The 13,322-nt window shown below is 64.4% G+C and carries 11 protein-coding genes; 4 read left to right on the forward strand and 7 right to left on the reverse strand.

Going from position 1 to position 13,322, the window contains the following annotated elements:
• Positions 1-271 precede the first annotated feature (271 nt).
• Positions 272-733 (reverse strand): hypothetical protein, encoded by a 462-nt coding sequence (locus tag V3C33_02575; protein ID XAS68229.1) that lies wholly within the window; start codon positions 731-733, stop codon positions 272-274.
• 273 nt (positions 734-1,006) lie between these two features.
• On the opposite strand from V3C33_02575, the gene V3C33_02580 reads away from it, so the two are divergent.
• Both V3C33_02580 and V3C33_02585 read left to right on the forward strand, forming a co-directional pair.
• On the forward strand, positions 1,007-1,618 hold the full coding sequence (locus V3C33_02580; GenBank protein ID XAS68230.1) for an RNA polymerase sigma factor: 612 nt from the start codon (positions 1,007-1,009) through the stop codon (positions 1,616-1,618).
• Positions 1,615-2,274, forward strand: coding sequence for a hypothetical protein (locus tag V3C33_02585; protein ID XAS68231.1), 660 nt, complete (start codon positions 1,615-1,617; stop codon positions 2,272-2,274). Before V3C33_02580 ends, V3C33_02585 begins: the two co-directional genes overlap by 4 nt.
• On the opposite strand, the gene V3C33_02590 is transcribed toward V3C33_02585, so the two are convergent.
• Entirely contained in the window at positions 2,166-2,882 is a 717-nt protein-coding gene (locus V3C33_02590; protein ID XAS68232.1) for a recombinase family protein, read from the reverse strand. The genes V3C33_02585 and V3C33_02590 overlap by 109 nt on opposite strands.
• A gap of 197 nt (positions 2,883-3,079) precedes the next feature.
• On the opposite strand from V3C33_02590, the gene V3C33_02595 reads away from it, so the two are divergent.
• Positions 3,080-4,396, forward strand: coding sequence for an MFS transporter (locus tag V3C33_02595; GenBank protein XAS69623.1), 1,317 nt, complete (start codon positions 3,080-3,082; stop codon positions 4,394-4,396).
• Positions 4,397-4,582: 186 nt separating this feature from the next.
• Here V3C33_02595 and V3C33_02600 read toward each other — a convergent pair whose 3' ends face one another.
• A complete protein-coding gene (locus tag V3C33_02600; protein ID XAS68233.1) occupies positions 4,583-6,139 on the reverse strand; it encodes an IS1182 family transposase in 1,557 nt (518 codons plus the stop codon).
• A gap of 185 nt (positions 6,140-6,324) precedes the next feature.
• On the opposite strand from V3C33_02600, the gene V3C33_02605 reads away from it, so the two are divergent.
• On the forward strand, positions 6,325-7,278 hold the full coding sequence (locus V3C33_02605) for an MFS transporter (protein XAS68234.1): 954 nt from the start codon (positions 6,325-6,327) through the stop codon (positions 7,276-7,278).
• A 56-nt stretch (positions 7,279-7,334) separates the two neighbouring features.
• Here the strand turns inward: V3C33_02605 and V3C33_02610 are convergent, their stop codons facing one another.
• The 4 genes from V3C33_02610 to V3C33_02625 all read right to left on the reverse strand — a co-directional run bounded on the left by V3C33_02610 (position 7,335) and on the right by V3C33_02625 (position 13,280).
• Positions 7,335-7,877, reverse strand: coding sequence for a gamma-glutamyltransferase (locus V3C33_02610; protein XAS68235.1), 543 nt, complete (start codon positions 7,875-7,877; stop codon positions 7,335-7,337).
• A complete protein-coding gene (locus V3C33_02615; GenBank protein ID XAS68236.1) occupies positions 7,787-9,202 on the reverse strand; it encodes a gamma-glutamyltransferase in 1,416 nt (471 codons plus the stop codon). The genes V3C33_02610 and V3C33_02615 overlap by 91 nt, the downstream gene beginning before the upstream one ends.
• Before the next feature lie 104 nt (positions 9,203-9,306).
• Positions 9,307-10,701, reverse strand: coding sequence for an OFA family MFS transporter (locus V3C33_02620; protein XAS68237.1), 1,395 nt, complete (start codon positions 10,699-10,701; stop codon positions 9,307-9,309).
• Between the two features lie 176 nt (positions 10,702-10,877).
• Complete coding sequence (locus V3C33_02625) at positions 10,878-13,280, reverse strand: Tex family protein (GenBank protein XAS68238.1); 2,403 nt, start codon at positions 13,278-13,280, stop codon at positions 10,878-10,880.
• Positions 13,281-13,322 lie beyond the last annotated feature (42 nt).

A 13,322-nucleotide genomic window follows, 5' to 3' on the forward strand; every position in this document is an offset into this window, starting at 1 on the left:
TACTTACCTCAACGCGGCCTTAGCGTACGATTTTTTCCGTTTTCTGAAGCGACCCCGACCCCATACCTACACCGAGCAGGTCCCGGTCAGTTCGGCACAACAGCGCCATGACACCCTGAACCGGGTCCTATATGTGCAAGGCCTTATCGGCCACGCACGCCAAGGACAGACCCGCTAAGTCCGGGGTGTACCGGGACCCGTGCAACCGCAGGCATCTACCGCCCTGCTCCCCGTTCGAGTAGGGGTCCCACGTCCTTGGTGTTGGGGCTGCTCATGCTCCTGGGACCCTTCTCGATGTCCCTGCGACGAGGATGTTCTCAGTGACGGATTCGAAACCTTCCTTGACGATTTGTGAGGAGTCGTAATCATCCGGGACTAGGACCACGGAGACGACACCCTTCATGGCGGTCCTGACGATTTCCTTCCCCGAATCGGACTGGTCGCTGCATCCGGTGATCCACAGGTCGGGCCGATCATCCGGGACGGCCGTCACACACGTGTACGTGTACTTCGTGGCCTGCGCGACGAAGTACCGGATGCCGTCTCTGGCAGCGAGAAGACGGGTAGTATGCTCTCCACGCATCATGACCGGGACACGCATGGGGAGGACGTCAGCGGTGGTCGCTTCACGGTCGAGTGCGCTGATTCGTGGGGGCGTTGATGTGCACGCAGTGAGTGAGAGCGCAGCGGTGATTGTCGTGGTGATGGCGGTTATGCGGGCAAGTCGTTTCATGGCGCTGTCCCCTTCAGGCGTGGTCCCTGCCTGACCCTACCGGGCATGCCCCCGCTACATGGGTACCGTTAAGGTCAGCGTCCGCTGAGTCTTTGAAATCTATGCCAAAACTTTCACGCCTTCAGCTGCGGAAGGGAGTCAACCCACTCGGGGTTTTGTGTTGGTGGGCAGCAAACGGGAAAGAATTTTCGCTGATTGCCCTGGGACGACGAAAACTGTTTGGCGGATCGGGAACCTTTTGGGGTCCTGCGGACACTACAAGGTATGAGGCTAATGGGGGAAACCGACGAAGACCTGTGGCGTAAGTGCATCGCAGGCGACGCTGATGCCTTCGGGGTCCTGTTCGACAGGCACGCCGACGCCGTATTCCGGTACTGCCTGTCCCGGTGTGGTTCCTGGCACGACGCGGAGGAACTCGTCTCGATTACCTTTTTGGAGGCGTGGCGGCAGCGGAACAGGCTTAAACCGGAGAGGGACACTGTCCTGCCGTGGCTGCTCGGGGTAGCAACGAACGCGAACCGCAACCGCGCCAGGGGAGCCCGGCGGCACGCCGATTTCCTTAGCCGGCTGCCGCACTCCGATCCCCGGCACGGCGAACCTGAAGCAGACCATGCGGAATCGGTCGCCTCGAGGCTCGACGCAGAGCGTGCCGTCCGCGAACTGCTTGACACGACGGCTGGGCTGAACGACGGGGAACGGGACGTTGTGATCCTGTGCCTGATGAACGGCGTCGGGCAGGAAGAAGCCGCCGAGGCCCTCGGCGTACGGACCGGGACAGTCAAATCGCGACTGCACCGTGCACGGGCCAAGCTGGCCGCCATGAACCGGGCACTGGAGCCCGCCGAACAACTCGACACGACGATCGTTGAAGCGAGGATGTCATGAACCTGTCTGAAGTGACCTACCCGAAAGACACGAAAAGCCGCGTCCAGAACCTCCTCGTCCAGGAAGCCCGCCGGACGCCCAAGCTAATCCCGCGGTGGCGCAAACCGGCAATGCTGACCTTCGCCGGACTGGCACTGGCCGGCACCACGGCCGCCGGCGTCTACGTGGCCTTGGCACCGGTGGACGACAAACGCGACATCCGCTGCTACTACCGCGCCGACCTCACCACCACCTACCCAGTGCAGGGTTCTCCCGGGGACACAATGCCCCCGTACATCACATCCGGGATCTTCATCACCGGATTCGATGAGAAGAACAACCCCAACCCGGATGATAAGAACGCCGGAATGCAACAGGTCAAAGACCCCATAAACCAGTGCAGCCTCGCATGGGACATGGGAAACATGAACCCGTACGGAATCAACAACGACCTCATCCCCGAGGGCTTCATCTCCCCGCCTCCAGGTGCTCTGCCCACTGCGGAGGGGGTTAAAGACCAGAACGGCAAGCCCCTTTTCCCGGATCCCGTCCTTAAGTCGTTCGGAAATTACATACCGTTCCTGACCGCGTGCGTCGTAGACAACAGGGTCTCCGTCATCCCCGGCCCGGCCGAGGTCTGCGCAAAACTCGGCATTCCAGCACTCGAGGAGAAGTAGTCACTTTGCTGCGTTGGCGGTCCTGTCACAACTTCTTCGGGGTGACAGGACCGCCCCACTGGATGGATGGCCACGCAGGCACGGTCCCAGCGGGACACTCCCCCACTCGTCGGGATGTCACTTTCAGAAGTCGTCTGCACCAGTCCATGAGGCGGAAGGGCGCGAGTGCAGGCGACTACTGACATCGGATCGTCAGAAGTCCCGTGCACCGTCGTGCACTTTTTCAAGAGTCGTCTGCACCAAAACCGCGTTACGGTGGCTGTAGCTGCTGCGGTGTTGGTTGCTGGGACCCAGCGGTACAGCGTAGGTACTGAGACGCCGAGGCTGGCGGCTACTTCTTTTGGCGGAGTCCCTTGGCTAAGCAGTTTCCGGGCTGAGTGGATCTTGGCGTCAGTCATGATTCGTTTGCGGCCACCGATCCTGCCTTGTTCCCTGGCTGCCTGAAGGCCGGCCTGGGTGCGCTCGATCATGAGCTCACGCTCCATTTGGGCGAGCGATGCCATGACGTTGAAGAAGAAACGCCCCGACGCTGTGGTGGTATCGATTGAGTCGGTCAAGCTGACAAAGCCAATTCCCTGATCGTTGAGGCCGCCGGCGAAGTCCAGCAAGTCCTTTACGCTGCGGCCAGTCGGTCAAGCTTCCAGACCACGAGCGTGTCCCCGTCACGGAGTTGGTCAAGTGCCAGCTAATCAGTGGCCATTACGACTGCGGCCCTGCAACTGCCAGTGCTCTACGTCACGCTAGGCTCTATGCCTACGAGATGATTGGGGGAAACGTGGGAATCTCTGCCAACGGCTCTTCTGCAATGGAGCCGAAGCTTCGTCGCTATCGGGCATTCGTCAGATTCTGGTTGGCCTCGACGGTGTCCGATTTCGGCACCTATATAACTACCTTGGCTTTTTCTGTTCTGATTTTGGTGACGATGAACGGCACGCCGTTGGACCAGGGTCTGGTCAATGCTGCCAGGTGGACCCCATATCTACTTTTCGGGCTGGTTGCCGGAGTCTGGATTGACCGGTTCCCCCGCCGAACGGTGCTCATCGGCGGAGACGTCGGCCGTGGCCTGATCCTCGCGGGCGTGTGCGTGACGGCGATGACGGGGACTATCTCGGTTACGGCTTTGATGATCCTGATGTTCGCCTTTGGAACCCTCGCGCTGACCAGTGACGCCGCGTATCAGAGCTTCCTCCCCCAACTGGTCCCCAGATCCTTGCTGACTAAGGCGAACGCCCGACTCCAGCAAAGCGATACCGTGGCCCAAACTACGGGAAGCGCCGTGGCCGGTGGTCTTGTCGCATTGGTGACAGCCCCTGTGGCTCTTCTTGTGGATGCCGTCTCGTATTTTTTCTCGGCAGCCGTTCTCCTTACCCTGGAACGGCCATCCGACCAGGCGCCAGTTCGAAGCAAACAAAGACTTCATCGAAAGGTCGCGGAGGGTCTGCGGTGGGTTTATGGCCATTCCCATCTGGCGCCCTTGGCGTGGAGTACCCACATATGGTTCATCGGTTCCGCCATCCTCGGGGCTGTCTTGCCGACTGTGATTCTGAATGACCTTCGTTTGGGTGCCTTGGGGTTGGGTTTGGTGATGGGGTGTTCCGGAATCGGGGCCGTCGTCGGCACCACACTGTCCACCCGACTGGGGCACCGATGGGGTACGGGCAACGCCATGGTTGCGGCGCGTCTGGCCCAACCCTTTGCTATCGCTTTGGTGGCGTTGGCGCCCCTCGCCGCCGGCGGGGAACGCACTGGAGAGATTTACGGTTCTCCGCTGCACTGGCCGGGAGAGTTGTGGGCTGCGTTTGCTCTGGCCGGCTTCGGGCAGCTGCTATTCGGCATGGCCATGGGAGTCGAAGGGCCACTGGAAATGGGCTACCAGCAGGCTGTGACGCCGGACAGGCTCATAGCCCGCATGAGTGCCACGAGGCGTTCGGTGAACCGAGGAATGATCGTCATCGGAGCCCCCTTGGGCGGCGTCATAGCCACCGTCGCGGGTACCGATACGGCGCTCTGGGCCGCCGCCGCCTTCCTCCTCCTGGCCTCCCTCGTGCTTCTGTTCTCGAGGTTCAGAGACGCGCGGATAGAAGTCCAACAACTTTCCGACGAAGAAGCACTCATTCCCTAGGAGCCTGCTGATTTAGGCGGATCTATGACGCCCGGGTATTCCGGAGGGCCATTTTTTTGCCGGAGCCGGACGTCGGTTGGGGCCCTGCGGGGCTGAAATCCTGGTCCGTCGCCAGTCTTGGGCGCTCCGCGGGGCTTCTGGCCGCCGTTCGGGCCGGTCTCTGCGTGGCGGTCCTGGTCCGGGGTGTTATCCAAGTGCCCACGTCCCGTTCCGGCCGGTCAATCCGAGGTTGAGGAGTCGTTTGAGGTTGATTGCGGCAGCATGGGTCATCCACCAGGCATTATTCTTGGTGACCCCGCGGTAAGGGACGCGTCTGGCTCCGCGGGTCATCCACGCGATCGAGCGTTCGACCATGGGCCGGTGTTGCCGGTAGTCCGCCAGGAACTCCGGGTCAGTAGCCTTGGCCCGGTGTTCACGGCGGAGCCGGTCGTGGGGGTGGATCTGCATTTTCCGCCCGTTCTTCGCCGTCGTGCACCGGCTCATCAGCGGGCACGATGCGCAGGCTCCACCAAAACTTACCCGTCCTTTCGCACTGATCGCACGGGTGATCTTCGCCGGGCAGGTCACGGTTTTCGCGCTCTCGTCGATGCTGAAGTCATCGACAGTGAAACCGTCGGGGACGGCACGGCCCAGTGGCATCGGTTTGATGATCGGGGTATGGCCGGCGGCAGTGACAGCGGCCAGCAAATCGCCGCTGCCATACGCTGAATCACCCAAAACGTCGACCTGCCCGGTTCCGATGCTGGTGTCGGCGGCAATGAGTTCGGCACCGCGGGCCGCGTCGCTGTTGTCCGCGCCGGCCGCTTTCGTCAGGGCCGCGGCGGTGACCAGGCCGGTCTCGGGCTCTATCACGATGTGGCTTTTGAACCCGTCGATCTTCTTCTGCCGGCTCTTATGCGCGTGCCGGGCTTCCGGGTCAACCGTGGAAATGACCCGGTCCGGGGCGACCTTGCGGGCGATTCTCCACCGCCCGTCCGTGCCGTCGGACCCTTCGGCCGGTTCGACGTCCTGTCCGGCGACCAAGGCCAGGAGTGCGACCGTTTCCTGCTGCGCATCGTCCAGGGATTCGGCATCGATACTGCTCAGCAGGGTCAGGGCGTCGGCGACCAGCGCGGACACGAGATCATCCCGGGCACCCCTGTCATCCCAGGCGATGTCGGGTTTCCCGGGCTTGGCGTAATCATGGCCGCTCAGACCCGCTACCACCAGGTCCGCGCCGGGGATTTCCCGGCCGACCCGGCGGATCTGCGCGATCAACTGGGTGACCGTGTCCTGCCGGGCCACCGCGTCCTCAAGGATTGTTGAATCAATGGCCCGGCGCCTGCGTCCGGAAAGCGCACCCGAGCCGGCGATGACCTCCGTGACGGCCTCGAAGATACGGTGCGGACGGTCACTTTTCGCCAGGCGCCGGCGCCAATACGTCAACACCGTCGGGTGGAACGCGCCCTGATCCAGGCCGAACCCGCACGCCGCCTTCCACCGCAGGTCAAAGGTCAATGCCTCGGCGGTTTCGCGGTCGGAGAGATTATGGAGGGTCTGCAGGACCATGACCGAAGCGATCACGTCCGCCGGGGTCGACGGGCGGCCGCGGCCGGAGGCGAACAGGTCCGCGAACGCATCGTCCGGGAACAACTCGTGCCGGTTCTCGGCGAGGAACCTGAACACCGACCCGGCCGGGAGCATATGCCCGGCCAGGGCATCGGCATCCAAAAGCTGACGTTGACCATCATCGCGACCCTGCATACACCAAGTCTTAACCATCCCCGGGAATCCGCCCGGAGGCGCGCCTTAAAGTGCCGGATTAATCAGCAGCGTCCTAGGCGGTGGCCACCCGCTCCAAACAGCGCCCCGCCGGCCGATAGAGCAGCGCAACAGCTGGCCGGAGCGGTTCTCTCCGCAAAACCTTCGGGTCACCCAAGGTGGCAGTAATGACAAATGCCAGACGACTTCGACATTTCGTGCAGAAGCCTTCTGAAACCCCCAGATATCGCCTCGGTTTCGACCGAAGTAGGTCAAAACTCGTCCGCGAGAAGTTTCGCACCACGCGAAAGTCGAAAACGGTCGATATCTTTAGCCCTCCTGGTGATGTCGTTGATGTACTTCACAGGGGTTTGAGGCTCTGGTTGCTTCGTTGTGGATGCAGTAGCGTCGTTCCGTCCTGGCGTGCCGTCTACGCCGGTTCGGCCGTGCTGTTGCTGTTGCTGGCGGCCCTCGCCGTGCTGCGCCTTCCCAAGGAGAGCGCTCCTGCGCCCACGATCTCGTATGCGAGGGCGATCTCCTCAGTGGTGACGTTGACCCGGACAGATCGGGTGTTTCGTACCCGTGCGGTGATGACGCTGTTTCTTTTCGCCTCCTTCGGGGTGCTCTGGAGCGGTTTGGTGCTCCCACTGAGCGGTGAACCATGGCACTTCTCGACCGCCGAGATCGGCCTGTTCGGCATAGCGGGACTCTTCGGTGCGCTCGGTGCGGCCCGCGCCGGGCGGTGGGCAGACCATGGCCCGGGCCAGCGAGTCACCGCGATCTCCCTGCTTCTGCTCATCGTGTCGTGGGCATTCACAGGACAGGCAACGAACTCGCTCGCACTGCTTGCGGTCGGGGTCATCGTGCTCGATTTCGCCGTCCAAGCCGCCCACGTGAGCAGTCAGAACCAGATCGTGCGGGCAGACCCCGCCTCAAGCAGCCGGATCATCGGCAGCTACATGGTCTATTACTCTGTCGGCAGCGCTCTCGGCGCGATCACCACCACCATGCCCTACACCACCGCAGGATGGGCCGCCGTCAGCCTCCTGGGGGCAGGATACGCGACCGCCGCACTGCTCGTGCGGGGTATCGACCGCATCATCCCCAGTCGAGAATCCAAGGAACAGAGACAGCGAAGGTGAAACCGCCGGACAACTCACGCAGCGACGCGTTCATGTGTTCGGAAGCAGCCGCCTGTTTAGCGCCCCGCGGCGTACCCCTGCGCACCGCGCGGATTGGCTGCGGCCTGCAGAACTCCGGTGGCAGGATCACGCACGACGGCGGTCAGCCGCCCCAGCGTCCAGCCGCCTGCCCGGGTAATCCGGTGTCCTCGACGCACCAGGCCGTCGATGACCTCACTCCCCAGCCGGTCTTCCACCACTGCCCCGCCCGGTTCCCAGGTGCGGGGCCAGAAGGAACCCGGCATGGAGGTTGTATGGAACGCGGGCGCGTCGATGGCCTGCTGTGGCGAGTACCCGCCCACGATCGTCCGCAGCAGGTAAAGCAACTGCCACTGATCCTGCTGGTCGCCGCCGGGTGAACCCAATGCCGTGACTGCAACTCCGCCGCGCAGCACGAGCGTCGGCGTAAGCGTGGTGCGGGGCCGCTTGCCCGGAGTCAGCGTGGACGGCGTTCCGGGTTCGAGCCACGTCATCTGCAGCCGTGTGCCGAGGCAGAAGCCGAGCTCCGGAATCGCCGGCGAGGACTGCAGCCAGCCGCCCGACGGCGTTGCTGACACCATGTTTCCCCAGCGGTCCACGACGTCGATATGGCAGGTATCACCGCGGGTCTCCCCTGTCGGCGCAACGGTCGGTTCGCCTGCACCGGCGGCGCGATAGCCGCCGCTGCCATTGCCGTGCCCGGTGCCGCCGTCGTTCGTTGAGAGCGCTGCGGAACATACTCAGTCCGCAGCGGCGGCTGAAACGGCTGACAGCCCGGAACCGTACCCGGCCGGAACTCCAGCGAAGCCTGCTCCGCGATCAGCGCCCGGCGGCCGGCGGCGTACCCGGCGGACAGCAGGTAGTCCAGCGGAACATCGGAATCGCCGTAGTAGGCCTCCCGGTCCGCGAGCGCCAGCTTCTGCGCCTCGAGAATGGTGTGCGCGCCGAGCTCGGTCGACGGATCGAGGTGTTCGTCGTCGTACCCATCCAGGACGGCGAGGGTCTGCAGCAGAGCCGGCCCCTGACCCCACGGTCCGGTCTTGGCAATCGTGTGGCCACGGAATTCCAGCGTTGCCGCCTGCTCATAGCCAGCCTCGAACGCGGCCAGATCGGCCACCGCCAGCACACCCCGGTGATCGGTGCCGGACGAATGCCGGTGCGGCGCCTGAACGGACTCCGCCATGGCCCGGGCAACGAAGCCCTCGCGCCATTCGAGCCGGGCGGCATCGATCCGTGATGCGCGGGAATCGGTGCCGCCGCGGCTGCCCTTACCAGCCGAGCCACCGGCGGCAACCAGCCGCTCCAGAGTCCGTGCGTAGGCAGGATTGCGGACCAGCTCGCCCTCCGCAGGAATCCGCCCCTCCGGCATCCACTGCTCGGCCGATGTGGGCCAGTGGTCCCGGAACAGCCCGGCGACAGCCGCAATGGTGGTTCCCACCCGTCCCAGCATCGGGTGACCGTCCCGCGCGTAGCCGATCGCGAACTCCAGCACAGCCTCCAGTTCCCACGTCCCATGATCCCGCAGGAGCAAGAACCAGGCGTCGACGGCGCCGGGCACCGCCGCGGCCAGGGCACCTGAGCCGGGGACCAGTTCCAGGCCTTCGGCGAGGAAGTGCTCGGCAGTCGCACCGGCGGGCGCGGGACCTTGACCCATCAGGATCACGGGCTGGCCGGGCGCCTCCGCTGCGGTGAACACGCCGGCCATGTCCCCGCCGGGGCCGTTGAGGTGCGGCTCCACCACATGCAGCACAAAGGCGCCGGCTGTGGCGGCGTCGAACGCGTTGCCGCCGCGTTCCAGCACGGCCTGGGCAGCCGCCGTCGCCAGCCAATGCGTGGAGGCCGTCATGCCGAACGTCCCTTGCAGCGTGGGACGGGTGGTGAACGGGTCCGGCAGCGTAAACGTCATCTCAGCCGAACAACGCAGCCACACGCGTCAGGGTCTGGAACACCCCGTAGGCCAGTGGAACGCCAACGAGCGACCACGCGGCCGTCAGTTGTACCGAATTCATCTCATGCCTCCATGGCGGGTTCGTGGGACTTAATCCGGTCCGGGCGGATTTCGTGGAAGCGCGCGTCCACCGGCTCGACCATCAGGTTGGCCACAAAGCCAATCACCAGCAGCCCCACCATGGTCAGCAAGGCCGGCTGATACGAAGCGGCCGTCAGCTCACCGGGCTTGCCCTGTGCATCCAGGAACGCGTTGACGATCAATGGCCCGGCTATTCCGGCCGCGGACCAGGCGGTGAGTAGCCGTCCGTGGATGGCCCCCACCTGGAACGTTCCGAAGAGGTCGCGCAGGTACGCAGGAACCGTTGCGAAGCCGCCGCCGTAGAACGAAATGATGATGAATGCGAGCGCGACATAGAGCGCAGTGGCGCTGGAGCCGCTAAATGCGAGCATGGTGTACAGAATTGCGCCGACTCCAAGATAGACCATGTAGATGCGCTTGCGCCCCGTGACATCGGACGTCGCGGACCACGCGAAACGGCCACCCATGTTGCCGATGGACAGCAGACCCACAAAACCGCTGGCGACGGCGGCGCTCACAAGGGACACGCCGTCGGACTGGCGGAAGAAATCCTGGATCATGGGAGCGGCCTGCTCCAGAATGCCTATTCCGGCCGTCACGTTGCAGAACAGCACGATCCACACAAACCAGAACTGCCTCGTTTTGACCGCGTTGGCTGCAGAGACATTGTCCACTGTGACAAGTTTCGCTGTTCTCACTTTGGCGGGGTCGAAGCCAGCGGGCTTCCAGCCTTCGGCGGGCACCCTGATGGTCATGGCGCCGAACAGCATGCATGCGAGGTAGACGACGGCGAGTGTAAGGAAGAGCTTGCCCACTGAGTCGCCGCTGGCCACCCAATCCTGGCCGCCGGACGCGGGATCGTACACTTTGAGCAGTGCCGTCGAGACAGGGCTCGCGATCAGGGCGCCGCCGCCAAAGCCCATGATGGCCATGCCTGTGGCGAGTCCTGGCCGGTCCGGGAACCATTTGATCAGCGTGGAAACCGGTGAAATGTAGCCGATGCCCAAGCCGATGCCCCCAATGAAGCCATATCCCAGATAGACGAGCCACAGCTGGCCGCTAAAGATGCCAAGTGAGCCGATCAGGAACCCGCCGGACCAGAACAGTGCTGAGGTGAACATCGCCTTACGCGGACCGTGCTTGTCCACCCACGTTCCCATGATCGCGGCTGAAAGGCCGAGCATCACGATGGCGATCGAGAAAATCACCCCGATTTCCGTCAGGCTTGCTTCGAAATGCCTGACCAGCGCCGTCTTATAGACGCTCGTGGCGTACGCCTGGCCGATACACAGGTGCACGGCGAGTGCCGCGGGAGGGACAAGCCACCGGTTAAAACCGGGTGGTGCGATGGTTCGCTCGCGGTCCAGCCAGCCCATTTTTTCTCCTCCTGTTTTTGGGGCATCGACTACCCCAGCGGCATCACGGCATCGCCCCGGCACCTCCGGTAATCATGGTGCAGATCACAGTTTGATGAGAGGGTTCTGCGCCGAACGGTAGCTTTCCGGCGACGAGCGGTCGGAATTGCACTGCTGAACGTTCAGCTGGGCTGGGGCTACTTGCCTAAGCCGGCCTTCCGGAGTGCTTCGGCCATCGCCGTGTTTGCCGGGACGACCTTCGGCGGGGCCGCCTTCGGTGGGACGGCCCGGCTGGTTTCGACACGCTCGTTCTTCGCGGCTCTACCACCGGATCCGAACGCGGCTCGTCCGCCGGGCCCGTTCGCTCTGCCACCGGAAGGCGATGGTTCGTCGTCGAGCCTCAACGTCAGCGAGATCCGCTTGCGCTCGGGATCAGCCTCAAGCACCCTCACACGCACCACCTGCCCGGATTTCACCACTTCGCGGGGATCGGACACAAAGCGGTCGGCCAGCGCGGACACGTGGATCAGGCCGTCCTGGTGCACGCCCACGTCAACAAACGCCCCGAACGCCGCCACATTGGTGACGGTCCCCTCCAGCACCATGCCAGGCCTCAGGTCAGAGATTTTCTCGATCCCCTCGGAATAGCTTGCCGCGGCAAACGCCGGCCGCGGATCGCGGCCCGGCTTGTCCAGTTCCGCGATGATGTCCTGGACCGTGGGCAGCCCGAATATGCCGTCCACGAAGTCCTGCGGATTCAGCGCGGAGGCTGCGCCACCTGCAACACCCCTCCCCGCAGCCACCATGATCTTCCGGGCCACCGGATACGCCTCCGGGTGAACGCTCGACGAATCCAGCGGCTCCGCTCCCCCGGTGATCCGCAGGAATCCCGCACATTGTTCGAAGGCCTTGGCCCCCAGCCGCGGCACCTTCTTCAGCTCGCTGCGCTTGGCGAACGGGCCGTGCTCATTCCTGTACGCCACTATGTTCTCGCTCAGCAGCGGCCCCACCCCTGCCACCCGGCTCAGCAGCGCGGGCGACGCCGTATTCACGTCAACACCCACCGCGTTCACACAGTCCTCCACCACGGCGTCGAGGCTGCGGTCCAGCTTGGCCGCAGTGACATCGTGCTGGTACTGGCCGACGCCGATCGACTTGGGATCGATCTTCACCAGCTCCGCCAGCGGATCCTGCAGACGGCGGGCAATCGACACCGCCCCGCGCAGGGACACATCCATGCCGGGCAGCTCTGCCGCAGCGAGCGCCGACGCCGAATACACCGACGCGCCGGCCTCGGACACCACCAGCTTCTGCGGTTTCTGATCAGCGGCAGGCAGCAGCTTGATCAGCTCGGCCGCCAGTTTGTCCGTCTCCCGGGAGGCGGTTCCGTTGCCGATCGCCACGAGCTCGACGGCGTGCTGCCGCGCGAGCCGCGTCAGCGTCACCAGGGCGTCGTCCCACTTCCGCGCCGGGGCGTGCGGGTAAATCGTGTCTGTGGCCACCACTTTGCCGGTTCCATCAACAACGGCCACTTTCACGCCGGTCCGCAACCCCGGATCCAGGCCCAGAGTTGAGCGGTTGCCGGCGGGCGCAGCCAGCAGGACGTCGCGCAGGTTCGCGGCGAACACACGCACGGCCTCGTCCTCGGCGGCGGCAAACATGCGTCCGCGTACGTCAGCCGTCAGCCGCGCCAGCACGCGGGTGCGCCACGCCGCCTGCGCGGTCTGCACCAGCCACGCGTCGGCGGGCCGGCCACGGTCGGCGACCCCGAGGCACCTGGCCACGGCGGATTCGTAACGCGAGCGCGCGGCGGCGAGGGCGGCGTCGTCGGACGGGTCTGCTTCGGCGAGATCAAGCTCCAGCACACCGTCCTTCTCGCCGCGCAACAGCGCAAGCACGCGGTGCGACGGCATTCCGGACGGTGCCTGGGAAAACTCAAAGTAGTCGGCGAACTTCTGGCCCTCTGACTCCTTGCCCTTCTTCACGCGCGAAACCATCCGGCCCTGCGTCCACAGCCGCTCCCGCAGCGTGGCGGCGAGGTCGGGATCCTGCGCCACCCGTTCCACCAGAATGGCGCGGGCACCCGCGAGTGCCGCCACGGAATCGTCGATTGAGTGCTCGGCGTTCAGGTACCTGGCGGCCTCACGCTCGGGGGTCAACTCCGGTCGGGCAAGGAGGACCTCGGCCAGCGGCTCCAGACCGGCTTCGCGGGCGAGCTGCGCCTTGGTGCGCCGTTTCGTCTTGAACGGCAGATAGATGTCCTCCAGCCGGGACTTGGTATCAGCGGCGACGACGGCCGCCTGCAGTTCCGGCGTCAGCTTGCCTTGCGCGGCGATCGCCTCCAGGACGGTCCGACGGCGGTCCTCGAGTTCGCGGAGGTAGCGCAGGCGCTCGTCGAGCTCGCGGAGCTGGGTATCGTCCAGCGTTCCGGTGGCTTCCTTGCGGTACCGGGCGACGAACGGGACGGTGGATCCGCCGTCGAGCAGTTCCACCGCCGCTTTCACCTGCCAGGTCTTCACACCGAGCTCTGCGGCGATCTGGGCGTAGATGGCGGAATCGGCTGATACGGGCGAGGACGGGTGCTGCGGGAGTTGGGTCACCCTGACATTTTGCCCTACCCGGCCGGATGTTTCCTGACTGCC

This window comes from Micrococcaceae bacterium Sec5.7 (assembly GCA_039636785.1).
In the GTDB taxonomy this organism is placed as follows: Bacteria; Actinomycetota; Actinomycetes; order Actinomycetales; family Micrococcaceae; genus Arthrobacter.

Bases quoted from the DNA above. Each gene is read 5' to 3' on its own strand.
- V3C33_02575 (XAS68229.1), bottom strand. From the start codon at position 733: ATGAAACGACTTGCCCGCATAACCGCCATCACCACGACAATCACCGCT.
- V3C33_02580 (XAS68230.1), top strand. From the start codon at position 1,007: ATGGGGGAAACCGACGAAGACCTGTGGCGTAAGTGCATCGCAGGCGAC.
- V3C33_02585 (XAS68231.1), top strand. From the start codon at position 1,615: ATGAACCTGTCTGAAGTGACCTACCCGAAAGACACGAAAAGCCGCGTC.
- V3C33_02595 (XAS69623.1), top strand. From the start codon at position 3,080: ATGGAGCCGAAGCTTCGTCGCTATCGGGCATTCGTCAGATTCTGGTTG.
- V3C33_02600 (XAS68233.1), bottom strand. From the start codon at position 6,139: ATGCAGGGTCGCGATGATGGTCAACGTCAGCTTTTGGATGCCGATGCC.
- V3C33_02605 (XAS68234.1), top strand. From the start codon at position 6,325: ATGACAAATGCCAGACGACTTCGACATTTCGTGCAGAAGCCTTCTGAA.
- V3C33_02610 (XAS68235.1), bottom strand. From the start codon at position 7,877: ATGGTGTCAGCAACGCCGTCGGGCGGCTGGCTGCAGTCCTCGCCGGCG.
- V3C33_02615 (XAS68236.1), bottom strand. From the start codon at position 9,202: ATGACGTTTACGCTGCCGGACCCGTTCACCACCCGTCCCACGCTGCAA.
- V3C33_02620 (XAS68237.1), bottom strand. From the start codon at position 10,701: ATGGGCTGGCTGGACCGCGAGCGAACCATCGCACCACCCGGTTTTAAC.